Source organism: Corynebacterium sp. HMSC076C10 (assembly GCF_001812455.1).
Lineage (GTDB): Bacteria > Actinomycetota > Actinomycetes > Mycobacteriales > Mycobacteriaceae > Corynebacterium > Corynebacterium jeikeium_D.
The window spans coordinates 59,480-83,709 of sequence record NZ_KV809157.1; the positions used below are offsets into that span (position 1 = coordinate 59,480).

Here is a 24,230-nt window from a genome sequence, read left to right on the forward strand (position 1 = left end):
TAGGGTTCCAGTTTTTTTGAAAAATAGAAGAATATTTAGGATTTTCTCGCTATGTGGAAAAGAGCCACAACAATTGCAATGGCCTTTGTCGGCCTAACTGTCGGTGCCGGATTCGCCTCCGGCCAGGAAATGATGCAGTACTTCGTGGCATTCGGCACCAACGGACTGTGGGGTGTGATACTTGCCTCCGTCGTGATGATTGCCAGTGGTCTGGCGGTACTGTCAATTGCCAGCTATTTGCAGGCTGACGAACACTCCGAGGTCTTCGACGTAATCACCCGCAATTGGGTTTCGAAGATTTTGGATATCGCCGTGATGATCACGCTGTTCTGTACCGGCTTCGTCATGTTCGCCGGTGCCGGTGCGAACTTGAACCAGCAGTTCGGACTTGAGGTGTGGATTGGTGCCGTCATCATGGTTGCCCTGACATTGGGTGTCGGCATGCTGGATGCCGACAAGGTCAGCCGCGTGATTGGCATGATCACTCCGTTCATCATCGTGTTCTTGCTTGGTGCCGGTATCTACACTCTGTTCACCACCGACACGTCGATGTCGGAGGCTGCGCAGTACACCAATGAACTGTCGACATCGCTGCCGCACTGGTCTATTTCTGCCCTGAACTATGTTGGTTTCTGCGTGATGGTGGCCGTGTCGATGTCCATCGTCATCGGCGGTAGCTACCTGAACCCGCGCGAAGCTGGCATCGGTGGTCTCATGGGCGGCAGCATCTACGCAGGTCTGCTGACCCTGGTGACCTTTGCCCTCTTCTTCAAGGTCAAGGACGTTGGCCATGAGGATATGCCGACTCTGGCAATCGTCAATGAAATCCACCCGGTCCTGGGTACCGTGATGGCGATCATCATCTACGCCATGATTTTCAACACGGCCATTGGCATGTTCTACGCGCTGGGCCGCCGCCTGACGCGCAATACTCCGCACCGCTTCCGCTTGGTGTTTATCGTGACCGTGCTGATTGGTTTTGGCCTGAGTTTCTTCGGGTTCAAGGCTTTGGTCGGCTCCATCTACCCGGCCCTTGGATACGTCGGTATTGCTCTCATCGTTGTTCTGTGTGGTGCGTACTTGACTGGACGTAACAAGCTGATGGAGGAGTCGAAGCGCCGCGGCCGTATCCGCAAGCTCGCTCGCCGGAAGATGCATCCGAACAAAAAGTTCACCACCGCGGATCAGAAGAAGCTCGATCGAGCTTTGGCTAACTCCAACATTTCCAACGTCGACCTTCAGGAAAGCGTTCGCGATGACATCGTCGAGGAATTGGTCAGCGACGATAACGTGGACTTCACTGAGGATGACGCCGAGCGCATCGTAGAAAAGGACAATGAGCGGCTGGAGAAGCTCTCCGAAATTGAAGAGGCCTCTGACGCGGACAATCCTCGCGAGACTGCGAAGAACTCCTTCCCAGGCGAGGCCGTAGACACCGCTCCGAAGAAATTGGCAGGACAGACTAAGAATGCATTCAAGCGCGTGGCTCACCCTAAGTCGAAGAAAGAAAACTAACTAGCGCGACTAGGCAACTTGAAGATTTAGGCAGCTCGAAAATAGAAGGCATCGCACCGGTAGGGAAGGGCGATGCCTTCTTCGTATGTGTGCCCCAAGTGTTCGTGGAGATACCAGTGCAAGTTCGCCTCCACCTTGGCGCGTGTGGCGGGCTTGGAACGAAGCCAGTAGGAACGTGTCCGTGCCAGCAACACGATGTCCTCGATAGTCAGAGTCTGTTCCCAGGCCAGGCGTACCTCATCGACTAACTCCAACTCTGGACCAACCTCGGGGTAGAAGCCGGGGCGCAACACGTCGCCGGCGTGCATGATGCGGCTGAGCCGATGCACCCACGGTACGGAGACATCCAAGGTGTTCCAGACCAACATAGCCACGCCATCCGCACGTAACACCCGAGCGAGTTCTTTACTTGCAGCTGTCGGGTCCACCCAGTGCCACGTCTGCGCACATGTTGCTACATCGACGCTGTCGGACTCCAGTCTCATGCGCTCCGCAGTACCTTCCAGGCATTCCGCCGCTGGCACATTGTGCATCAGTGCTTGCCGCATCGCGGTGGAGGGATCGAGTGCCAGCAGGGTGGCATCGCGGTAGACGTCGGCAAGCGAGGCGGTGAGCTTTCCAGTGCCGGCGCCGATATCGGCGACTACCTGTGGGCGCGGTGCAAGGCGGGTAAGCGCTTCGATGACGGTTGGAGGATATCCGGGGCGCACGCGGTGGTAGCCCGAGGCGCCGTCGGCGCTTTCCTGCAGTTCGTCGCCGAAAGTAGCGCCTGCGCGGTGGCGGTCAGCGGCATCGCGGAACGTTGGCGTATCGCGTGCTGACGTCGGTGGAATCGGTGGGTGTTCGTTAACTCCGGGCACGACTTATACCCTAGGGCACGCACGCGGGGCCATCGCTAGTAGACTCTACAAACATGACCGTTGCATACGCTGATGACTTGATGGACTTTGATGAGGTCCTCGAACGTTTTGACCCGGTAATGGGCATGGAGGTTCACGTCGAGCTCTCGACGAATACCAAGATGTTCTCCTCCTCCTCGGCGCACTTTGGTGCCGAGCCGAATAGCAACGTCGATCCCTGCAGCCTCGGCCTGCCGGGCGCGCTGCCCGTGGTTAACCGTCAGGGCGTTGAGTGGGCTATCAAGATTGGCCTCGCGCTGAACTGCGAGATTGCTGAGTCCTCCCGCTTCGCGCGCAAGAATTACTTCTACCCGGACCAGCCGAAGAACTACCAGATTTCGCAGTACGACGAGCCAATCGCCTACGACGGATATCTTGACGTTCAGCTTGACGACGGCACGGAGTTCCGTGTCGAAATCGAGCGCGCTCACATGGAAGAAGACACCGGCAAGCTGACGCACCTGGGCGGTGCCGATGGTCGTATTCACGGCGCCACGCGTTCGCTGGTGGACTGCAACCGCGCAGGTATTCCGCTGATCGAGATTGTGACTAAGCCGATTCTCGGTGCAGGAGAGCGAGCCCCAGAGGTTGCTCGTGCGTACGTTTCTGCACTGCGTGACCTGGTGAAGTCCCTCGGTGTCTCCGATGCCCGCATGGACCAGGGCTCAATGCGTGTGGACTCCAACGTTTCCCTGCGCCCAATTGGCCAGGAGGAGTTCGGTACTCGTACCGAGACCAAGAACATCAACTCCCTGAAGTCGGTTGAACAGGCTGTTCGCTACGAGATGCAGCGCCAGGCTGCTGCGATTACCAATGGCGAGGAGATCGTTCAGGAAACCCGCCACTACCAGGAGACCGACGGTACGACTTCTAAGGGCCGCCCGAAGGAGTCGCAGTCGGACTACCGCTACTTCAACGACCCGGATTTGCCACCGGTTATCGCTCCGCGTGAGTGGGTGGAGGAAATCCGCGCAACTCTGCCGGAGCTGCCGTGGGTTCGCCGCGCTCGCATCCAGGAAGAGTGGGGTCTGAAGGACGAGGAAATGCGCGACCTGGTTAACGCCGGCGCACTCGACCTGATTGTCGACACCGTTGAGGCTGGTGCCGGCCCGGCTGAGGCTCGTTCCTGGTGGGTCGCTTACCTCGCTCAGAAGGCCAACGAGGCAGGCGTGGAGCTGGCTGAGCTCGCAATTACTCCGGCACAGGTCGCCCGCGTGATTGCTCTGATTGAAGAGGGCAAGCTCACCAACAAGCTGGCCCGTAAGGCCGTCGACGGCGTGCTCGCAGGTGAGGGCGATGTTGATGAGGTCGTTGCTGCCCGTGGCCTGGAGGTCGTTCGCGACGACGGTGCTATTGAGAAGGCCGTCGACGATGCACTGGCTGCTAATCCGGATATCGTGGAGAAGTACCGAGCTGGCAACAAGAAGGTTGTCGGTGCCATCGTGGGGCAGGTCATGAAGGCCACCCGTGGCAAGGCGGACCCGGCTCAGGTTAACCAGCTGATTGCGAAGAAGCTGAGCTAGCAACACCGAGCTAGCCTCCCCGAAAGTTAATCCGGGGAACCGCCGGCGGCACCATCGCTCGGCAGTCTGACGACGCGCTCGTCAGACTCCGACGGTTGTGCCCCGGCGGTTTTGTTTGTCGTGGCACCCCAAACTTCAATACCCTGATTCGCTGCGACAGCTGCTACATGCGAGATGTGGCCGAAGTCGCCGTCGACAAGCACTTCAGGGGACCCCTTGACCTCCCACGCCGCGTCGGGCCCACTGTACTGTGGCCCCACCGGCATGGAGATGACCTTCTGCGCGTCTGGGATAGCAATGACCACGCGGTCACCCATCACTGCGCATCCACCGATGGAATCGTTCAGGTCCACACCGCCGAGGGGGTTAATCACAGGGCCGGTGAGCTGAACCAGCTGTGGGGTGCCGTCGAGAATGGCGGTTGCCAACGGCGGCATTCCATCAGGACCATGGCAGAACTGCTGAAACTCGATGCCTGGATCCCCCACGAGCAATTTGCGCGGGGACAGGGCGCCCGAATTTCGGTCAAAATAGATACCGAGAATGCCCGGCTCGCTGAGGTCCGGAAGTTCGCGCACGTCAGCGGTGCTGCCCTCCACGAGGGTGACGCGCGCGATGGTGTCGTCGTTACGCAAAACAAAGACCTGGCGGTCCTCTTCAACCGAGGGACTGGGCAGCAACTGTTTTGCAGGGGCGCCGAGCCGTGCGACCTCACGCGGTGTCTTACCCGGTGCGACAACGGTGAGCGCACCGTCATCGGTGGCGACGAGAGCCTCCCCAGGGGCGGTTGAGGCTAGCGCGGTGGTAAGCGGTAGGCAGGCGGCGAGAGTGACATCGTCGAGGTCACAGGGGCCTTTGTCTTTGGCTTTGCTTTCCGTGGTCGGTACCGGGGTAGAGGGCAAATCAGGGGAGGAAAACTTTGGCATGGCAATGCCCGTCGGCTCTGACTTGTCTTCCGTAAACGGCAACTCAAGCGCGTTCGAGGCACTCATGCAGCCGGAAAGAGAGACCATCCCGATGACACCAGCGGCGAGCGCAGCACGACGACGCCGCCCGCGAGCGCGAGCCTGTGCACTGCTGGTGTGGACGAGGTGGAATCCCATAGGCATACACAATACAGCCTCGTTTCACGGCCACGCCTGCGACCAAAAGTGAGGCAGTAGATTTAATGTGGACGATGTGAGCGACTCAGAGAAGTACCCGAACGACCGCGCCCTCGAGAATGTGGAGGACGGATTCGATGACGATCTCGACGTCCCGACCTACCGCAAGCTCGCTGAGCCAATGAACGAAGAAACCAACCGTGATGACAGCGACAACACCGCAACGCAGGTTTTTCCGGGTGTGCCGGAAAAGCGCGTAGCGGAGGAGTCGGAGGCAGACCAGGAAAACCTGCCGCCGGAATCCACCGCTGTATCAGAGACAGTGGCAGAGACAGAGGTCGAGCCGAGCTCGGAACCGGAGCCTGAAGTTCAGGAAGCCCCGAAGAAGCGCTACGACGCCTACGCCGCTGCAGGCCGCACGGCACCTCAGGTGATTAGCCCTGCCGGTAAGCCTTCGCCGCGGGATGAGCAGGCTGAAACTGAGTCAGCGCCCGCGGCTGATAAAGAGTCGGAGGTGGCCCCGGAGTCGGAGGCAACCGAAATCTTTGAGCAGCCGGCTCGTAGTGAGCGCGTTGATTCAGACGAGGATTTCAGCCAGCCGACGCAAGCCTTCTCGGCTTCTGAAGCGGCAGGAGCGTCCGCAGCGGGAGCTACTGCAAATAAGTCGGAAGCACAGCCAGCATTCGACGATGAGGCGGAGCCGACCTATGACTCTTCACGCAATTCCGCAGCTGAGACTCAGTATTTCGACGAATCGGATTTCGCTGAACCGGCTGCGTCCCGCGATACCGCTGGTGCAGCTGGCGCAGCTGGTGTTGCAGGAGCAGGCGTAGGAGCTGCCGGGGCAACTGCTGCTACGACTACCGCCGCTGCTGACGACGATGAAGACACGGACTTCTACGACGACAACGAACCGGAGTTCCGTCGCGGTACCACTGACTTCGGCCTCCTGCTGCTGCGTCTTGGACTGGGTGCGCTACTGCTGGTCCATGGTCTGACAACGCTGCTCGGCTGGGGCAACTCCGGTGGCACCACTGCGCTGGAGACACAGTTTAGCCAGAACAACTTTGCCCTCGGCCCTGTAATGGCCACTGCCATCCCAACGGTTCAGCTTATCGCGGGTGCCCTGCTTATCTTGGGTCTCGCGACACCGCTGGCCGCGGCGTTGGCGCTGGCATTGTCCGCCTACCTCAGCATGTTTGATGTGGCTACCTCTGCCAATGGTGTGAATATCGTTGGACAGGATTCCAGTAACCTCCAACTACAGCTGTTGATGACCGCCATGGCGCTTGGCTTGCAGTTCACCGGCCCGGGCCGTATCGGCATCGACTTCGGACGCGGCTGGGCTCGTCGACCACTGGCATCGTCTTGGATTTTCGGAATTCTGTCCATCGCCGCAGCAATTGGCCTGTGGTGGCTGACGACCGGCACGCTGCCGTTTGTTGGCTAAGGCGGCTCGCAGCTACACAAACAGTCGAGCGACCTAAACTAGGTTCTCGGTTAGGGCCGGGGTACAATGCCCCCTATGCCAAAGTCGAGACACGCACTAAAGACCACCCTCGCGGTGGTCTTTTTCATGTCTTCGATAGGCGCTACAACGTCGATTCACTCACCCTCGACAGCCGCTGCCGGCGAGCACAATGAGGTTGCAGCCTCCGTCTCGTCGGCAAGCGCCTGGCCGACTCATGGGGTGAGTCTGCCGCGCATGAACCTCAACGCCGAAGGGTTGATCGAGACTGACCCGCGCACGCAAATGGCGGTGAGCTACGAGCCGGTGGGCGTGGGGTACAGCAGCCAGGCATCGCAACGCCCGCTGCCGGCGCTATCCCTGATTAAGTTGTATATCGGTCAGTATGTGCTCGAACACGGCACTGCCGACGATGCCGAGCGCGTCGAAAAGATGATTTCGCGTTCCGACGACGATTTGGCCGCCGACTTTTACCGGAAGTACCCGGAATCGGTCGATTCCATTGCGACCGAGTACGGCCTGTTCAACACTTCCGGCGGAGAAAAGTGGGGAGTATCGAGGACCACCGCGGAAGATGTGGTGTCTTTTATTTCCCAGCTTCATCTGAAGCATCCTAATTCTGAGGTGCTCGAGGCGATGCGACACTGGTCGCCGATTGCTGCCGATGGCTATCGACAGAATTTTGGTCTTGCCGGGCTGCCCGGCTCTGAAGGCGCGAAAATGGGCTGGTCCAACCGGCGTTCGTGGCACTCTTCCGTTGTTTTTGGCCCCGGATATGTAATGGCGGCCATTACCGAGGGCGGCAAATATGCACACACCGAGGACGTCGCTGAGGGGATTGCCGACGTCGAGTACCGGGATTTGGTGAAGCCCACGCAGAAGACTGGGCGCAAAGCCACTCTAGAAACGCCAAAGGCCCGTGCGGTAAGCACAGGCCTTTAAGCGGGTTTGATCTAGCTAGTCGACAATGCGGACCGCCCCCTTATCCGCACTGGACGCCATCTTGGCGTATGCGCGCAGCGCCTTGGAGACCTTGCGCGGACGCGGCTTGTGCGGAGTAAAAGGCTTATCGCGCTTGAGCTCCTCATCGCGGCGAGCGGCCAGCTCCTCGTCGGACACCTGAATCTCGAGCCGTCGTTCAGCGACATCGATGTACACCGGGTCGCCGTTGCGGACGAGACCGATTGCGCCGCCGGCAGCGGCCTCCGGGGAAACGTGGCCGATAGACAGTCCGGAGGAACCGCCGGAGAAGCGACCATCGGTGACCAGCGCACAGACCTTACCCAGGCCAGCGCCCTTGATGAATGCAGTCGGGTGCAGCATCTCCTGCATGCCAGGGCCGCCGGAAGGACCCTCGTAGATGACAAAGAGAACTTCGCCCGGCTGCAAGGTGCGGTTCAAGATGACCGAGACAGCCTCTTCTTGGCTCTCTACGACGCGAGCGGTGCCCTCGAAGTGGAACTGATCCTCGCCGATACCGGCGGTCTTCAGGATAGCGCCGTCCTCGGCGATGTTGCCGCGCAGGACACACAGACCGCCTTCCTTCGTGTAGGCGTGGTCGAAGTCGCGGATGCAGCCATTTTCGGAGTCCGTATCCAGGCTCTCCCAACGGTTGGATGTGGAGAACGGCTCGGTGGTGCGCACGCCGCCAGGGGCTGCGTGGAACAGTTCAATCGCTTCGTCAGTGGCCTTGCCGCCGCGGATATCCCAATTGTCCAGGTGCTCCTCCAGAGATGGGGAGTGAACGGAGCGGACACTCATTTGCAGCAGGCCCGCGCGGCGCAGTTCGCCGAGGATGGCTGGAATACCACCGGCGCGGTGGACGTCCTCCATGTAGTAGTCCGAGTTCGGTGCCACCTTGGACAGACAAGGCACGCGGCGCGAAATCGCGTCGATGTCAGAGAGGTCGAAGTCGATCTCGCCCTCCTGGGCGGCAGCGAGAATATGCAGCACCGTGTTGGTGGAACCGCCCATGGCAACGTCGAGCGTCATTGCGTTGACAAAGGCGTCGCGGTTGGCGATGTTGCGCGGCAGCACGGACTCGTCATCATCGTGGTAGTAGCTCTTCGCCAGGTCCACAATCAGTTCACCGGCGCGGGTGAACAAATCGCGACGCGCCTGCTGAGTTGCCAGGGTAGAACCGTTACCCGGCAGGGACAGGCCGAGGGCCTCGGTCAGGCAGTTCATCGAGTTTGCGGTGAACATGCCCGAGCACGATCCGCAGGTCGGGCATGCCGAGCGCTCGATGTCGAGCAGGTTCTTGTCATCGACCTTGTCGTTCGCGGATGCAGAAATAGCCGAGACGAGGTCAGAGCCGGGCTTGACGACGCCATCGATAACAACCGATGATCCCGATTCCATCGGCCCACCGGAAACGAAGACCACCGGGATGTTCAGACGCAGAGCCGCATTGAGCATGCCAGGCGTGATCTTGTCACAGTTGGAAATACAGACCAATGCGTCAGCGGTGTGAGCGTTGACCATGTACTCCACAGAGTCAGCAATAATCTCACGGGACGGCAGCGAGTAGAGCATGCCGTCGTGACCCATCGCAATTCCGTCGTCGACAGCAATGGTGTTGAACTCACGGGGGACGCCACCGGCTGCGGTTACAGCTTCTGCGACGATGTCGCCAACGTCCTTCAGGTGCACGTGACCCGGAACGAACTGAGTGTAAGAGTTGGCAATTGCGATAATCGGCTTGCCGAAGTCGTTATCGGTCATGCCAGTTGCGCGCCATAGCGAACGCGCACCTGCAGCATTACGGCCGGCAGTGGTGACTTTAGAGCGAAGGGGAATCATGGGGGCTGCCCTTCCTAGATAGGGTGCAAGGTAATTAATTATCCATATTAATCACAAAAAGCCCCTAATGTCTCATTTCATGGTCACTAGTGTCCGCATAATGAGATTTAGGGGCTTTGTGGACTGCTTATATGTTACTCGGCAGAGGCGTCACCTTTAGCCTTGGCACCTTTGGCTTTAGCACCTTTAGCCTTGGCATCAGCCTCAACCTCACTGACCTTCTTCATTACGGAGTAGCCATCGCGGTCGAAAACCTCGACCTTGTCATTTTCCGCCATACGAGCCGAAGCGATCGGATCTGGAATCAGACCGCCAGTGGCTTCCTTCAACTCCGGCAGCGAATTAAAAGAGATGGCCGGCAGGGCGATGCGCTCATCTGACTTGGTTACCGCAAAGGCGCGGCCGCCCTTGTTGAAGAAGATGCCCGCAAAATCGCCCCAGGGCACCGAACGGCGCTTGGACAATAGGTACACCGCAGTGATGCCGCGTGGCCCTACGGTGGTGCGTACTCGGAAAATCCAAAGCGTATAAATCAACGGTGCCAGGAAGGTAATGGCCAGCCACGGGGCAAAACCGGTGGCAATTACACACAGCACGAGCATGAACGCAACGATGAACAGATGCGTCTTCTGTGGGCGAAATCGCTGCGTCGCAATTTTTAGCTGTGGAGTCGAGTCAGTCATGGCCTTTGATTGTAGCGGGTAGTTCGGATTGGTTAATGCGCGGTAGGCAGTTGCGCGTTATTGCGCCCCGGCCGAGTTTGGTTCTGCGTTGTTAGTGGAGTCTGTCGACTGTGATCCGCCAGTGTTCTCGTTGTCGGTGTTGCTCTGAGTAGAGTCTGGCTCGGTGGAGGTGGCGGTCGAAGGTGCGCGGTTCTGCGTGCTCTGGGGCTGCTGTGAAGTCTCGGACGGCTGATTCTGTGATGTCTGAGGCTGCTGTGAAGTCTCGGTGGGCTGCACACTCTGTGTGGTGCTAGTCGGCTGGTTCGATGATTGCGGAGCTGACGACTCTTCCGAGTCCTCTTCCTGTGTCGTTACCCGATCGCTCCACCTGCTCGGTGCCAGCCATCCGGACGGACCGCCCTCGGTCTCGACCGTCATGAGATTCAAAACGCCGAGGACAATTAGGGTTGCCAAGAGCATGATTGTCGAAACGCGAGCACGTCCACCGGCAGAGAGGAATCGCCGGATCTTCTGGCGCGTCGTGAGCGTCTTCCAGTCAGGGTGGCTAACCAGCTTGCGGATGGCATTGTTGCTTCCGCTGTCCTCCTGCTCACGTCGAGCATCATCGAGGTTGGCACCCGCATGCGGTAGGTCGGATCGCTCGTTCCCGTCTTGCTTATCGACGGTCTGAGTTTCCATCAGTTTGGTTTCTGCGGTATCCGGCTGGGCAGTAGTGTCCGCTACCGCTTCGACAACTTCGGTTGGAGCGCTGTCGCCGTCGTCAAGCTGTTGTTTCTTCTCTTGCTTAGCATCGGCCTGCCTGAGCTGTTCGATCATCGCGTCATCGCGGACATGACCGGTGATTTCTTCGGCGGGAGCAAACGGGGTCTGTTGGGCGCGCTCGCCGTAGTCATCCCACCAAGTGTCGATGACTGCGGCTCGGATGGCGCGCTCGATGAGCCATTGGTCGCCCGGTTTGCAATCGACAATCAGGCGCATAGTGACGGTCCACGGCAGTCCCATAACCGTTGGCGGATTGAGTTCTGTGGAGGACTGCAATTTGATCTCAGAGAGAACTGCGTCCTTGACGGAGTCCAGTGCGATGGCACGCTTGGCGGCGGCGACAGTGCGCTCTTCCAGGTCCTTAATGGAGCCACCGGCGGTCATCGGTACGGGAACTTCAACAACAGCACGGGACCACTGTGAGGAGTAGTTGATACACATGCGTGCCTCGGAGTTCGGCACGATAATTTCCTCGCCGTTGAGGGTGCGGATGGTGGTGGCGCGCAATGTCATATTGACCACGTCACCCTGCACGGTGCCCGAAGGGGCATGGAACTCAACCCAGTCGCCAATGCCGTACTGCTTCTCGGCGATGATGAACAGTCCGCCAAGGAAGTCGGCGATGACTCCCTGTGCGCCAAAACCAACAGCGGCGGAAACAACCGTCGCGGGGATAGCGGCGGCGGTCAGTGAGATTCCGAATTTCGACAGAATCGCGATGATTAAGACGAAGTATGCAATGACTTCGACGATGTAAACCACAGCGCCAATCAGTGCGCGCCGTCCCTTGGACTGCTCCTCTGAAGAGGAGATGTTTCCGTCCGCAATTGCCAGAACGAAACGTCGGATGCGGGGAACAAGAATTAGCAGAATGGCCAGACATGCGATGGCAAGGCCGTTATTGGCCACCCATTGCCATGTCCGTAACAACATGTATTGCAAGAATTCCATGCCATCCACCGTAGGTCGTTCGCCTTAATATGCGCTGAGTTTAAAGGTAAAGAATTATGCATAAAGACGAGCTTTGGACTTGGGGCTTGCGGGGCTTGGGCGTGTAGGGCTCGGGTGTGCAGGCTTGGGTGTCCCCGGGGTCGTGGTCGGGGAGTTTCTGGGTAGAGTGATTCCCAAAGTTGGGGCGGGGTTCTCGTTGGAATCGGGTGGGTGCTCGGGGTGTGATACGGGTGGCGTGTCCAATTGGCGGGATTGACTTCTCACTATGTGGACGTTATGGTCGTATTCAACGTCACATTCGTAGCTTCTTAGCGGGAATGTGAGTTGAGTAGTTGCCCACCATGATCCAGGAGCGAAATCGTGAACGCGCACGAGCAGCACACCCCATCGCCCGCCCAATTCGCGGCCAAGGCGCGTACCAGCGCCCCCGAGCGAATTTCTGGTGCACAAGCCATTGTCCGATCCCTTGAAGAGCTCGGCGTCGAGGTAGCCTTCGGTATTCCCGGTGGTGCAGTGCTTCCGCTCTACGATCCGATTTATGACTCGGAGAAGCTTCGCCACGTCCTGGTGCGCCACGAGCAGGGAGCTGGCCACGCTGCCACTGGTTACGCGCAGGTTTCCGGCAAGGTTGGTGTCTGTATCGCGACTTCCGGCCCGGGTGCTACTAACCTGGTGACCCCGCTCGCGGATGCTCAGATGGACTCCGTTCCGGTTGTCGCTATCACTGGTCAGGTCGGTCGCCCGCTGCTGGGTACTGACGCTTTCCAGGAGGCTGACATCCGCGGTGTGACCATGCCGATTACGAAGCACAACTTCATGGTCACCGAAGCTGAGGACATCCCGCGCGCGCTCGCTGAGGCATTCCACCTGGCTTCTTCTGGTCGTCCAGGTCCGGTTCTGGTCGATGTCCCGAAGGACCTCCAGAACACGATGATCGACTTCACCTGGCCACCGGAGATCAACCTGCCGGGTTACCGTCCGGTGACAACCCCGCACCAGCGACAGATCGACGAAGCCGCTGAGATGATTGCGGCGGCAAAGCGTCCGGTGCTCTACATCGGTGGTGGCGTCATTAAGGCCGATGCTTCCAAGGAGCTGGTCGAGTTCGCCGAGCAGACTGGGGTTCCGGTCGTGACCACGCTGATGGCTCGCGGCGCATTCCCGGACTCGCACCCGCTGCACATGGGTATGCCGGGCATGCACGGCAAGGTGTCAGCCGTCGCTGCTCTGCAGAAGTCCGACCTGCTCATCACTATTGGCGCGCGTTTCGACGACCGTGTTACCGGTGATCTGAATTCCTTCGCGCCGAACGCGAAGGTAATCCACGCCGACATTGACCCGGCAGAGATTGGCAAGCTCCGCGAAGTTGATGTTCCCATCGTCGGCGATGCCCGCGAGGTCCTTGCCGCACTTAGCGAGTCCTACACCAAGCTCGGTCTTAGTCGCCCGCAGATTGCCGACTGGCTGAAGCTTCTCGACGGTCTCCGCGACGAGTTCCCCCTCGGGTGGGAAGAGCCCGCTGATGGTGCAATCGCTCCGCAGTTTGTAATTCAGACTCTGTCCGACATCGTTGGTCCAGAGGCCATCTATGCCGCTGGCGTCGGCCAGCACCAGATGTGGGCAGCGCAGTTCGTCCAGTACGAGAACCCGCGCACCTGGCTTAACTCCGGTGGTGCCGGCACGATGGGCTACTCAATCCCGGCTGCGATGGGTGCCAAGGCGGCTGCTCCAGAAAAGGAAGTCTGGGCCATCGACGGTGATGGTTGCTTCCAGATGACCAATCAAGAGCTGACCACCTGTGCAATGGAAGGTTTTCCCATCAAGGTTGCCTTGATTAACAACGGTAATCTGGGCATGGTTCGTCAGTGGCAGACGCTGTTCTACGATCAGCGCTACTCCAACACCAAGCTGCGCCCGGAGGATAACTCCTACCTGCCGGACTTCGTCCAGCTCTCCGAGGGGCTTGGCTGCGTGGCGATCCGCGTGACCAAGAAGGAAGATGTCGCGGCGGCGATTAAGAAGGCACGCGAGATTAATGACCGACCGGTGGTTATTGACTTCATTGTCGGTGAGGATGCTCAGGTGTGGCCGATGGTGGCAGCTGGCAAGTCCAATGATGAGGTCGAATACGCCCGCGGTCTGCGCCCGCTGTTCAATGATGAGAATTCAGCAGCTGAGGCCCCGGCTGACATCCACGGCACTGTTGTGGACAACTCCGAGGACGCCGCGAAGCAGCCCGACGCTAACCACCCGTCCATGAAGACCCGCTAATCGGGATCCGAAGCAACAGGAAGTGAGTCCCAAAATGGCTGAACTGCACACTCTATCCGTGTTGACCCTCGATGAGCCGGGTATTCTGGTCCGCATTGCGGGCATGTTCACCCGCCGAGGTTTCAGCATCCAGTCGATTACCTCGGGTGAAACTGAGACCGAGGGAGTCAACCGCATCACTGTCGTGGTTGAGACGGAGACGCTGCCGATCGAACAGATTACTAAGCAGCTGAACAAGCTGGTGCCCGTGCTGAAAGTGGTCCGCCAGCCCCCAGAGACCATGGTGTCGCGCGGACTGCTGATGGTGAAGGTTTCCTGCGACAACACCAATCGTCCGCAGGTAGTCGATGCCGCCAATCTCTTCCGTGCCCGTGTGGTGGACGTTTCTCAAGAGTCTGTCATCATTGAGGCGACGGGTGAGCACTCGAAGCTTGTAGCCCTGCTGGAGGTCCTCGAGCCGTTTGGTATCCGTGAGCTCATTCAGTCCGGTACCGTCGCAATGGCACGTGGGCCGAAGCCGATGCTCCAGGCCCGCTAACAACTAAACGCTAAGATTTTTAACGAATCCGATTCGAAAAGAGGCTAACTTTAATGGCTATTGAACTGCTGTACGACGACGATGCTGATCTGTCCATCATCCAGGGACGTAAGGTTGCCATCCTGGGCTACGGTTCCCAGGGCCACGCTCACGCTCAGAACCTGCGCGAGTCCGGTGTCGAGGTTGTTATCGGTCTGCGTGAAGGCTCCAAGTCCGCTGTGAAGGCTCAGGAAGCTGGCTTCGAGGTTAAGTCCAACGCAGATGCCGCTGCATGGGCAGACGTCATTATGGTGCTGGTTCCGGACACCACCCAGGCAAAGGTTTACAGCGAGGACATCGAGCCGAACCTGAAGGACGGCGACGCGCTGTTCTTCGGCCACGGTCTGAACATCCACTTCGACCTCATCAAGCCGGCTGACAACATCACCGTCGGTATGGTTGCTCCGAAGGGCCCGGGTCACCTGGTTCGTCGTCAGTTCGTCGATGGCAAGGGCGTTCCGTGCCTGATTGCCGTTGACCAGGACCCGAAGGGCGAGGGCCGCGACCTGGCTCTGTCCTACGCTGCGGCTATCGGTGGCGCCCGCGCTGGCGTTATCCCGACCACCTTCGAGGCAGAGACTGTGACCGACCTCTTCGGTGAGCAGGCTGTTCTCTGTGGTGGCACCGAGGAACTGGTCAAGGTCGGTTTCGAGGTTCTGGTTGAAGCTGGCTACGAGCCGGAGATGGCATACTTCGAGTGCCTGCACGAGCTGAAGCTGATTGTTGACCTGATGTTCGAGGGCGGTATTGCCAACATGAACTACTCGGTCTCCGACACCGCTGAGTTCGGTGGCTACCTGTCTGGCCCGCGCGTTATTACCGCTGATACCAAGCAGCACATGCGCGAGATTTTGTCTGACATTCAGGACGGCACCTTCACCAAGCGCCTGATTGCCAACGTCGAGGGCGGCAACAAGGAGCTCGAGGACCTGCGCGCTTCCTACAACAACCACCAGATTGAAGAGGTCGGCTCCAAGCTGCGCGACCTGATGAGCTGGGTTAAGGTCGACGCTCGCGCTGAGACTGCCTAAGTTTGTTGCTTAAGCGAATCCCTCGCTTGTTCGCGAAGTAGGGCTTCATCACTGAGCTTCACCGCCGTGATGAGGCCCTTTTCGTATCTCTTTTACTAGTTTTCTTTCGCTGAAAACGTGTGGGGTAAACGACTGAGATAAACGTCCGAGATAAAAGCACCTACTGCCAAATGGGTGTAGCCCCAGTCCTATCCGGGGTTCTAATCTGGGTTGAAAGGTCTCCCTCAACAAAGACGTTCGATAGTCTAATCGTTGAAATCAAATCATTTCACGGAGGTAAATGTGCGAGTATCCGCAATGACGCGGCGCGTGACGGCGACCGTTGCCCTGACGGTCAGCCTGGCGTTGGGGTCAAGCGCCTTGGTCGCGTGTGGTAATTCCGACAGCGCTGTTTCCACGAAGAAGGTGGACGCTGAATCGACGGTGCTTAGCGACGACATCGCAGCGTCGGAAAGCCTGATCGACAGTTCGGAAGCGGTTGTTGTTTCCTCGGCTGGCTCTGCTGAGCAGCGTAGAGCGGCAGGCATCGCGGTTGCTGCTGGTCTGCCGATGCTAGTGGCTGGTTCTGCCGAAGATGCGGAAGATGACACTACTGCCAAGAGCCCGAAGAAGGATGCTCGTGGCCGTGATACTGGCGCCGATATCGCCGATGTGGAAAAAGAGATCGACCGCCTGGGCGCAAAGACAGTCCTTACTGTGGGGGCAGTTGACCTGACTGGCGAAGAGGGCCGTCAGATCATTGCGGATCCGGGTACGGCCGATGGCCTTAAGGAGCTCGTCGGTACCGAGTTTAAGGTTCTCAAGAAGACGGAGTCGAAGCCGACTCGCGCTGTCGTTGAGATGGATCCGGAGAAGCCAACTGTCGTCGAGGGCGATGCAACGAAGGATGGGGTAGCCAACCAGGAGGCTCAGGATCGCGCCAGCGATGGGCAGGACGACAAGGGACAGGAGAGCGTCACCCTGCCGAAGGGATCTCCGAAGGAGGTCAAGGACAAATTGGCACTGGCCGCACCGGGTACCGGTTTGGCCTCCATTGCTACGGCCCGCGCCGCTGGCCTGAAGGTCAGTTGGTTGCCGGTGGGCGACGCGCGTGCTACCTCTGAGTCGATTTCTGCTGCTCGCGACGGCGAGTCCCTGATTGCTCTGGGTAAGGTTTTCGGCGATAAGGACAAGTTTGATCAGTCCATCGAGCTTGCCAAAGATGACAAGGTTAAGGAGCTGCCAGGTGGAGGCACACTGCTGTTCCCCGGTCGTCATCTGATTGCAACGTATGGTCACCCAGGTGTCGCTCCATTGGGCGTGATGGGCGAGGATGATCCGGAAGATGCCGTCGCACGTGCGAAGGACTACGTCAAGCAGTACGAGAAGTTCGCTGATGACCCGGTACTGCCGGCCTTCGAGATTATCGCTTCGGTCGCGCAGGCTGACCCGGGTCCACGCGGTGACTACTCCGAGCCAGCTCCGGTTGAGACTCTGAAGCCGTACGTCGAGGCCATGACCAAGGCCGGCGGCTACGTCATCATCGACCTGCAGCCGGGTAGTGCAGACTTCCTGGACCAGGCCAAGTTCTACGAAGAACTGCTGAAGATGCCAAACGTCGGTCTGGCGCTGGACCCGGAGTGGAAGATGGAACCGGGGCAGGTTCCGGCGACCCAGGTTGGTCACGTTAAGGCTGAAGAGGTTAACCGCGTTGCTGATTGGCTGGCTGAGCTGACTCGTAAGAACAACCTTCCGCAGAAGATGCTGATGCTGCACCAGTTCCAGCTACAGATGATTCGCGACCGTGAGACGCTGGATCTGTCGCACCCGGAGCTCGCATTCGTTCTGCATGCCGACGGCCATGGCACCGCGCAGGAGAAGTTTGAGACCTGGAACGTCATGCTGCAGGATTTGCAGCCGGAGATTTTCGAGGCGTGGAAGAACTTCATCGACGAGGATCAGCCGATGTTTACTCCTGAGGAGACCATGAACATCGAGCCGCGTCCGTGGTTGGTTACGTACCAGTAGGTTATAGACCAGCAGAAATAAAAATATAACGCGAAATATTTGCCGACTTGAATGTCGGGGGCAACGGCGCTTACTCCCTAAACAAAGGGTAGTAAGCGCCGTTTTGCTTAGGTAAGTCCCCCCGTGTCTCACCCCCAGAGTTTATGATGAGACGTAATGCGCGTGCACGCTTTAGTAGTTTTCTTAAGTGACACCGCACATACTGCATAAACTTTTCGAGACAAACCAGGAGATGCTTGTGAGCCAGAACGCTCGCCCCGTTGTCCTCATCGCCGACAAGCTGGCACAGTCCACTGTGGACGCATTGGGGGATTCCGTTGAGGTCCGTTGGGTAGATGGCCCGAACCGCGCTGAGCTCCTGGCTGCGGTTGGTAATGCTGACGCACTTCTCGTCCGCTCCGCTACCACCGTGGATCAGGAAGTCCTCGAGGCTGCTCCGAATCTGAAGATCGTCGGTCGCGCCGGCGTTGGCCTGGATAACGTCGACATCGATACCGCTACCAAGCGCGGCGTCATGGTTGTCAACGCTCCGACCTCTAATATTCACTCTGCATGTGAGCACGCAATCGCACTGCTGCTGGCCACCGCTCGCCAGCTGCCGGCTGCGGACGCGTCCCTGCGTGAGGGGGAGTGGAAGCGCTCTTCCTTCAAGGGTGTCGAAATCTTCGGCAAGACCGTCGGTATCGTCGGTTTCGGTCACATCGGCCAGCTGTTTGCGCAGCGTCTCGCTGCTTTCGAGACCAACATCATTGCGTACGATCCGTACGCGAACCCGGCTCGTGCTGCTCAGCTCGGTGTTGAGCTGGTTGAGCTGGAAGACCTGATGGCTCGTGCTGATTTCGTGACCATCCACCTGCCGAAGACCAAGGAAACCGCTGGCATGTTCGATGCTGAGCTCCTGGGCAAGGCCAAGAAGGGCCAGATCATCATCAACGCTGCCCGCGGCGGTCTCGTCGACGAGCAGGCGCTTGCCGACGCAATCAAGGCTGGCAACATCCGCGGTGCTGGCTTCGACGTGTACGCGACCGAGCCGTGCACGGATTCCCCGCTGTTTGGCCTGCCGGAAACTGTTTGTGCTCCGCACCTGGGTGCCTCCACCGTCGAGGCGCAGGACCGTGCAGGTACCGATGTCGCTAAGTCCGTACTGCTGGCCCTGGCTGGCGAGTTCGTCCCGGATGCAGTCAACGTTTCCGGTGGCGCTGTCGGAGAAGAGGTGGCCCTGTGGCTCGAGCTGGCTCGTGAGCTGGGTCTGGTTGCTGGCGGTCTGCTCGAGGGCGCTCCGGCTGCTGTTGAGGTCACCGCTCGCGGTGAGCTGCACACTGAGGACGTTAACGTTCTGGGTATGGCAGCAATCCGTGGACTGTTCTCCCTCATGGTGGAAGAGCCGGTCACTTTCGTCAACGCCCCGCGTATCGCAGAAGAGCGTGGTGTGACCTTCACTGTCGAGACCGAGCCGGAGTCCGTCTCCCACCGCTCCGTTCTCGAGGTCAAGGTCATCGGTGCTGATGGCTCCACCGCTACCGTCGTTGGTGCTCTCACTGGCCTGAACCGCGTCGAGAAGATTGTCCGTATCAATGGCCGCGGCATCGACATGCGCGCTCAGGGCCGTAACCTGTTCCTGCTGTACAAGGATGTCCCGGGCGCTCTGGGGCGCGTTGCTACCACCCTGGGTGAGTCCGGCATCAACATCGAGGCTGCTGCTCTGTCTCCGCAGGAAGCAGATCAGACTGCCATCCTGGTGCTGCGCGTTTCCAAGGAGGTTCCGGAGGAGCTCGTCGGAAAGATTACCGAGGAGATCTCCGCTACCCACGCTCTGCAGCTCGAGCTGGACTAGTTCTGAGCGCCTAGGCGTTTTAGAGCTAGTTTCTAGCGCAGCTTCTACTGCATGAAAAAATCCCCTCCGCATGGAGGGGATTTTTGTTTCCCAGCTAATCTATGCAGCCGTAGCCCTACTGCCTAGCCCTTCATCGAGCCCTTCTCAATCATGTTGACGTGGAAGTCGAAGGCAGTACGCAGGTCGTGCGGGGTAGACATGCCCGGAGCGGTCTTCAGCGCGCGCTCGTAGTACTCCTCCAGCAGTGGCTGGTACTCCGGGTGTGCAACGGAAATCATCTTCGCCACGCGGTCACGCGGTGCCAGGCCACGCAGGTCAGCGAATCCACGCTCGGTGATGATGACCATGGCGTCGTGCTCGGTGTGGTCAATGTGCGAAGCGAACGGAACGATAGTCGAAATTGCACCGTCCTTCGCCAGCGACGGCGAGATGAACGAGGAAACGAAGGCGTTACGGGTGAAGTCACCGGAACCGCCGATGCCGTTCATCATGCGGCTGCCGTTGATGTGGGTGGAGTTGACGTTGCCGTAGATATCGGCCTCAATCATGCCGTTGGTGGCGATCAGGCCGACGCGACGGACAACCTCCGGGTGGTTAGAAATCTGCTGCGGGCGCAGAATGATGTTCTCGCGGTAGCGAGCAGCCTCGTTGTTCATACGCTCGGCCGCTTCCGGAGACAGGGAGAAGGAGGTAGCCGAAGCGACGGTCATCTTACCTGCGTCAATCAGGTCGATCATGCCGTCCTGAATAACCTCGGTGTAGGCCTTGATGTTCTCAAACTTGGAGTCCAACAGACCCGCCATCACGGCGTTCGGAACGTTACCGACGCCCGACTGCATGATGTACTGGTCGTAAGCCAGGCGACCCGCGCGAACTTCGCCCTCGAGGAAGTCGAGGAAATGGCCGGCAATAGCCTTCGAGGTCTCATCCAACGGCTTGAACGGGGAGTTGCGGTCCGGCGCGTTGGTCTCGACAACTGCGACAACCTTGTCCAGGTTGATGTCGATGTAAGGGGTACCAATGCGGTCACCCGGGGCGTTGATCGGCACCGGCGTGCGGTTAGGCAGGTGCTGAATGCGGTAGATGTCGTGCATGCCCTCGAGTTCCTCGGACTGCCACGAGTTGACCTCAATGATGATCTTGTCAGCGTTGTCCATCCACTCGACGTTGTTGCCAACGCTTGACGACGGAACGAGGTGTCCATCTTCCGTAATACGAGTGACCTCTACAATCGCGGCGTCAATCGGCAGGAAGCCCTGCTCGATGTACAGCGCGGAGTGGGAGAGATGGATGTCCTGGTACTTCGCCTTGCCCGAGTTGATGGACTTACGCAGTGCCGGATCGCCCTGGTACGGCATGCGGTAGCGGATGATGTCAGCTTCTGCCATCACGCCGTCACAGTCCGGGGCAGTGGAAGCGCCGGTGTAGATGTCGACAGTGAACTCTTCACCCTTGGCGTGGAGTTCCTTGCCGCGGTTTGCCAGCGCAGTCGGCAGGGCCTTCGGGTAGCCAGCACCGGTGAAGCCAGAGATGCCGAGGGCATCACCATGATTGATAAACTGTGCAGCCTCGTCGGCGGTCATTACCTTGCCGCGCAAACCGGCATGTGCGATGCGATCAGACATGTCATCTCCTAGATAGACTGTTCGACTTTAGTTTTGTCGCCTAACCTAGCATGCGCTAACAGTGTGTTGCCACACCCGCAGGTTGAGAAGTGATTTATGACACTCTGATCGCTTCAGCGGGTCGTTTATCGGCGCTCTTCCAGGGGCTTTGTTACAGCAATTCCCGCACTTCTTCGTCAGTCAGCATGGCATCCTCGAATGCCTGCAGTGTGGCCTCTGGGTTAAATTTCACACCGATGAGTACGACCTCATTGGATGGTGGGACATCGGTCTGCGCCCACATGACGGCAGGGGTGATTTTCAGGTTCGGCCCCGCCTGACTCCACACGTGGGCGACTTCGAGGCGGTCGGAAATCCAGCAGTGCCCCTTGGATCGTACGAGCCCCTTTGTGCCGCGGAGAGCCTTGATTAGTCGTTCGCGGTCGAAGGGTCGGTTGCCTCGGAAAACAACCGAAGAAATGCCGTATTCTTCAGTCTCCGGCGTGTGGGGATTCGCAAGTTCTTCTGCATATCCGTGGAAAGTGGCCGCGGTACCTTCGTCGTAAAGCGATGCGTCGAGAATGGCAGAGGTTGCGATTTCGCCGTTAGTCACGCGGACGATGCGTGCGCGGGGGTTCATTGCGCGGATCGTTTCCTCGGTACCGCCGGTGAGCTTTTCGCCTGCGAGGTCGGATTTGGTGATGAGGATGAGATCGGCGAATTCCACCTGGTCGACAAGGAGGTCGGCGACCGTGCGTTCGTCGTCAGGCAGCGCGCGCCCCTGGCGGAGACTGTCGAGGAATGTAGAGGCGTCGACGAGCGTGACCATCGTGTCGATGGGGGCGATGTCGGCGAGACGGCGGCCGTCGTCGAATTCCCACTCGAAGGTAGCGGCGACTGGCATGGGTTCGGAGATACCGGTGGATTCGATGACGATGTGTTCGAATTTGCCGCTGCGCGCGAGCTTGCCGACGTTTTCCACGAGGTCATCTCGCAGCGTGCAGCAGATGCAGCCGTTAGACATTTCGATGAAACGGTCCTCGCCGCGCTCGAGATATGTGCCCTGCTCGATGAGGGCGGCGTCGACGTTGACTTCCGAGAAGTCGTTGACGATGACCGCGATTTTGCGCCCCTGTGAGTTTGCCAGGAGGTTGTTCAGGAGGGTGGTCTTGCCGGCGCCCAGGAATCCGGACAGGACGGTGACGGGAGTGGTCTCGGTGGTGCTATCAGAAAATTCGGTAGAAGTCACCCGACAAGATTAACGTACTGAAAATGATTATCAATAACTACTGCGCGAATTGGGCTAGGCAAGGGGTTGTGAATGTGTCGCATGGCTGATTGTTGGTCAGTTGTGACGTAGGGCATAAAACGGTGTTGTAGTCGGCTTTAGTGTCGCGTGAAGTGTGCCTAAAATGGGGGCGCTTTCGGGCATCTGAATGAAAGGCACTAACCGCTTCGTTGATAGGGTTGGGGGTGTGCTTTGGTGTTCGAAGCACTACCCCCGATAGTCGCGTTGGGGGATATAGAAAGGTGAATTCATGTCAGATCGTATTGCCCATGCTGGTCTCAAATCCAAGGTGATGACCGCGCAGGAGGCGGCGCAGTTCATCAACCACGGAGACATGGTGGGCTTTGCCGGATTTACCGGTGCTGGCTACCCGAAGGTTGTCCCGCCGGCTCTCGCTGAGCGCATGGAGGCCGCTCACGAGCGTGGCGACGAGTTTAAGATTAAGGTCTTGACCGGCGCGTCTACCGCTCCGGAACTTGATGGTGCGCTGGCGAAGGCCAATGGTGTTGAGTGGCGTATGCCGTACCAGTCCGACCCGGGAATGCGTAACCGTATTAATGCAGGCGATGCCTTCTATAGTGATATTCACCTGTCGCACTCTGGCCCGATGACTGAGCAGGGCTTTTTTGGCCCGGTCAATGTTGCCGTGGTCGAAGCTGTTCGCATTAAGGCCGATGGCTCCCTGATTCTTTCCTCTTCGGTTGGTAACAGCATTTCTTACTTGAATGCTGCAGAGAAGATTATTATTGAGGTCAACTCCTGGCAGTCCGAGGATCTCGAGGGTATGCACGACATCTACAGTGTCGGCCTGCCTCCGAACCGTAAGGAGATTCCGATTGTGAACCCGGGGGACCGCATCGGTACTCCGGATGTTCAGATCGATGTCGATAAGGTTGTCGCTGTCGTCGAGACGAACGCCGAGGACCGTAACTCGCCGTTCAAGCCGCTGGACGATGACTCTAAGGCCATTGCCGGCTACCTGCTCGACTTCCTCGATGGGGAGGTCAAGGCCGGTCGTCTGCCGGAGAACCTGCTGCCGATGCAGTCGGGTGTCGGTAACATTCCGAACGCCGTTCTCGCAGGTCTGCTCGACTCCAAGTATGAGAACCTGACCTCCTTCACTGAGGTTATCCAGGACGGCATGGTCGACCTGATGGATGCTGGCAAGCTGACCGTGGCTTCCGGTACTGCATTCTCGCTGTCTCCTGAATATGCAGCTCGTATGAACGAGAATGCTGCTGACTACCGCGAGAAGATCGTTCTGCGGCCGCAGGACATCTCCAATAACCCGGGTCTGGTCCGCCGCATGGGGCTGATTACCACCAACGGCATGATTGAGGCTGACATCTACGGCAACGTCAACTCCACTCACGTGGCTGGCTCCCGCATGATGAACGGCATTGGCGGTTCCGGTGACTTCACCCGAAACGCCTACATCTCTACGTTCGTGTCCCCGTCGCTGGCTAAGAATGGCGACATTTCCGCAATCGTGCCGATGGTCTCTCACGTTGACCACACTGAGCATGACGTGATGGTCATCATCACTGAGCAGGGTCTGGCTGACCTCCGTGGGCTGGCGCCGCGTCAGCGTTCCCGTGTTGTCATTGAGAAGTGTGCGCACCCGATGTACAAGGAGGCGCTGCTCGAATACGTTGAGTGTGCTGAGAGGGCCACCCCGTACCTGCATACTCCGCATGACCTGGGTACTTCTTATGACTTCCACCGTCGTTTCCTCGAAAACGGTTCCATGAAGCCGGTCGACTAGGTTTCTAGTGCGGTTCCCGCTTTACGACGAAGTTTGCGTCGTAGGGCGGGATTTTCTTTCGGCTTTAGTTCGAAATAGTGTTCGAATAATGTGGAGATTTTTGGGGTGCGCAGCGGTTTGAATCCGGGGTGGGGGATATGGTGTGGG

At 58.6% G+C, this 24,230-nt stretch carries 17 protein-coding genes; 10 read left to right on the plus strand and 7 right to left on the minus strand.

The features are described from left to right. Nucleotides 1–51: 51 nt before the first annotated feature. Nucleotides 52–1,515: a YkvI family membrane protein gene (locus HMPREF2857_RS09290; protein WP_070643889.1), complete on the plus strand. Its 1,464-nt coding sequence runs from the start codon at nucleotides 52–54 to the stop codon at nucleotides 1,513–1,515. Between the two features lie 26 nt (nucleotides 1,516–1,541). On the opposite strand, the gene HMPREF2857_RS09295 is transcribed toward HMPREF2857_RS09290, so the two are convergent. Next, nucleotides 1,542–2,375, minus strand: coding sequence for a class I SAM-dependent methyltransferase (locus HMPREF2857_RS09295; protein ID WP_070643890.1), 834 nt, complete (start codon nucleotides 2,373–2,375; stop codon nucleotides 1,542–1,544). 53 nt (nucleotides 2,376–2,428) lie between these two features. Between HMPREF2857_RS09295 and gatB the strand changes: the two genes are divergently transcribed. Beyond that, on the plus strand, nucleotides 2,429–3,937 hold the full coding sequence (gene gatB / locus HMPREF2857_RS09300; protein WP_070643893.1) for an Asp-tRNA(Asn)/Glu-tRNA(Gln) amidotransferase subunit GatB: 1,509 nt from the start codon (nucleotides 2,429–2,431) through the stop codon (nucleotides 3,935–3,937). Between the two features lie 26 nt (nucleotides 3,938–3,963). Here gatB and HMPREF2857_RS09305 read toward each other — a convergent pair whose 3' ends face one another. Next, nucleotides 3,964–5,040, minus strand: a complete 1,077-nt coding sequence (locus tag HMPREF2857_RS09305; RefSeq protein ID WP_240593323.1) for a glucose dehydrogenase — start codon at nucleotides 5,038–5,040, stop codon at nucleotides 3,964–3,966. 76 nt (nucleotides 5,041–5,116) lie between these two features. Between HMPREF2857_RS09305 and HMPREF2857_RS09310 the strand changes: the two genes are divergently transcribed. Both HMPREF2857_RS09310 and HMPREF2857_RS09315 read left to right on the plus strand, forming a co-directional pair. Further along, nucleotides 5,117–6,490 (plus strand): DoxX family membrane protein, encoded by a 1,374-nt coding sequence (locus HMPREF2857_RS09310; RefSeq protein ID WP_246819684.1) that lies wholly within the window; start codon nucleotides 5,117–5,119, stop codon nucleotides 6,488–6,490. Between the two features lie 75 nt (nucleotides 6,491–6,565). Continuing rightward, the gene (locus HMPREF2857_RS09315) at nucleotides 6,566–7,450 is read left to right on the plus strand and encodes a hypothetical protein (RefSeq protein ID WP_246819685.1); all 885 of its coding nucleotides are present in this window, start codon (nucleotides 6,566–6,568) and stop codon (nucleotides 7,448–7,450) included. A 15-nt stretch (nucleotides 7,451–7,465) separates the two neighbouring features. Here HMPREF2857_RS09315 and ilvD read toward each other — a convergent pair whose 3' ends face one another. From ilvD to HMPREF2857_RS09330, 3 genes are all read right to left on the minus strand, one after another. Continuing rightward, nucleotides 7,466–9,310 carry a dihydroxy-acid dehydratase gene (ilvD, locus tag HMPREF2857_RS09320; protein ID WP_070643904.1) on the minus strand — a complete coding sequence of 615 codons (1,845 nt, stop codon included), beginning with the start codon at nucleotides 9,308–9,310 and terminating at the stop codon, nucleotides 7,466–7,468. A 134-nt stretch (nucleotides 9,311–9,444) separates the two neighbouring features. Next, complete coding sequence (locus tag HMPREF2857_RS09325) at nucleotides 9,445–9,993, minus strand: PH domain-containing protein (protein WP_070643907.1); 549 nt, start codon at nucleotides 9,991–9,993, stop codon at nucleotides 9,445–9,447. Between the two features lie 57 nt (nucleotides 9,994–10,050). Next, on the minus strand, nucleotides 10,051–11,706 hold the full coding sequence (locus HMPREF2857_RS09330) for a mechanosensitive ion channel family protein (RefSeq protein ID WP_070644048.1): 1,656 nt from the start codon (nucleotides 11,704–11,706) through the stop codon (nucleotides 10,051–10,053). A 360-nt stretch (nucleotides 11,707–12,066) separates the two neighbouring features. On the opposite strand from HMPREF2857_RS09330, the gene HMPREF2857_RS09335 reads away from it, so the two are divergent. From HMPREF2857_RS09335 to serA, 5 genes are all read left to right on the plus strand, one after another. Next, nucleotides 12,067–13,977, plus strand: a complete 1,911-nt coding sequence (locus HMPREF2857_RS09335) for an acetolactate synthase large subunit (protein ID WP_049172103.1) — start codon at nucleotides 12,067–12,069, stop codon at nucleotides 13,975–13,977. A gap of 34 nt (nucleotides 13,978–14,011) precedes the next feature. Then, entirely contained in the window at nucleotides 14,012–14,515 is a 504-nt protein-coding gene (gene ilvN, locus HMPREF2857_RS09340) for an acetolactate synthase small subunit (protein ID WP_070643909.1), read from the plus strand. A gap of 53 nt (nucleotides 14,516–14,568) precedes the next feature. Beyond that, entirely contained in the window at nucleotides 14,569–15,585 is a 1,017-nt protein-coding gene (ilvC, locus tag HMPREF2857_RS09345) for a ketol-acid reductoisomerase (RefSeq protein WP_038628558.1), read from the plus strand. A gap of 282 nt (nucleotides 15,586–15,867) precedes the next feature. After that, complete coding sequence (locus HMPREF2857_RS09350; protein WP_016422497.1) at nucleotides 15,868–17,592, plus strand: hypothetical protein; 1,725 nt, start codon at nucleotides 15,868–15,870, stop codon at nucleotides 17,590–17,592. 238 nt (nucleotides 17,593–17,830) lie between these two features. Next, complete coding sequence (gene serA, locus HMPREF2857_RS09355) at nucleotides 17,831–19,426, plus strand: phosphoglycerate dehydrogenase (RefSeq protein ID WP_070644051.1); 1,596 nt, start codon at nucleotides 17,831–17,833, stop codon at nucleotides 19,424–19,426. Between the two features lie 122 nt (nucleotides 19,427–19,548). On the opposite strand, the gene HMPREF2857_RS09360 is transcribed toward serA, so the two are convergent. After that, nucleotides 19,549–21,051, minus strand: coding sequence for an acetyl-CoA hydrolase/transferase family protein (locus HMPREF2857_RS09360; protein WP_070643912.1), 1,503 nt, complete (start codon nucleotides 21,049–21,051; stop codon nucleotides 19,549–19,551). Nucleotides 21,052–21,202: 151 nt separating this feature from the next. Then, the gene (locus HMPREF2857_RS09365; RefSeq protein WP_049172106.1) at nucleotides 21,203–22,279 is read right to left on the minus strand and encodes a GTP-binding protein; all 1,077 of its coding nucleotides are present in this window, start codon (nucleotides 22,277–22,279) and stop codon (nucleotides 21,203–21,205) included. Nucleotides 22,280–22,568: 289 nt separating this feature from the next. On the opposite strand from HMPREF2857_RS09365, the gene HMPREF2857_RS09370 reads away from it, so the two are divergent. Beyond that, complete coding sequence (locus HMPREF2857_RS09370; protein ID WP_070643915.1) at nucleotides 22,569–24,083, plus strand: acetyl-CoA hydrolase/transferase family protein; 1,515 nt, start codon at nucleotides 22,569–22,571, stop codon at nucleotides 24,081–24,083. Nucleotides 24,084–24,230: the final 147 nt, after the last annotated feature.

Coding starts and splice junctions, on each gene's coding strand:
- ilvC (WP_038628558.1), top strand. CDS start 14,569: ATGGCTATTGAACTGCTGTACGACGACGATGCTGATCTGTCCATCATC.
- HMPREF2857_RS09330 (WP_070644048.1), bottom strand. CDS start 11,706: ATGGAATTCTTGCAATACATGTTGTTACGGACATGGCAATGGGTGGCC.
- gatB (WP_070643893.1), top strand. CDS start 2,429: ATGACCGTTGCATACGCTGATGACTTGATGGACTTTGATGAGGTCCTC.
- HMPREF2857_RS09325 (WP_070643907.1), bottom strand. CDS start 9,993: ATGACTGACTCGACTCCACAGCTAAAAATTGCGACGCAGCGATTTCGC.
- HMPREF2857_RS09370 (WP_070643915.1), top strand. CDS start 22,569: ATGTCAGATCGTATTGCCCATGCTGGTCTCAAATCCAAGGTGATGACC.
- ilvD (WP_070643904.1), bottom strand. CDS start 9,310: ATGATTCCCCTTCGCTCTAAAGTCACCACTGCCGGCCGTAATGCTGCA.
- HMPREF2857_RS09315 (WP_246819685.1), top strand. CDS start 6,566: ATGCCAAAGTCGAGACACGCACTAAAGACCACCCTCGCGGTGGTCTTT.
- HMPREF2857_RS09360 (WP_070643912.1), bottom strand. CDS start 21,051: ATGTCTGATCGCATCGCACATGCCGGTTTGCGCGGCAAGGTAATGACC.
- ilvN (WP_070643909.1), top strand. CDS start 14,012: ATGGCTGAACTGCACACTCTATCCGTGTTGACCCTCGATGAGCCGGGT.
- HMPREF2857_RS09290 (WP_070643889.1), top strand. CDS start 52: ATGTGGAAAAGAGCCACAACAATTGCAATGGCCTTTGTCGGCCTAACT.
- HMPREF2857_RS09305 (WP_240593323.1), bottom strand. CDS start 5,040: ATGGGATTCCACCTCGTCCACACCAGCAGTGCACAGGCTCGCGCTCGC.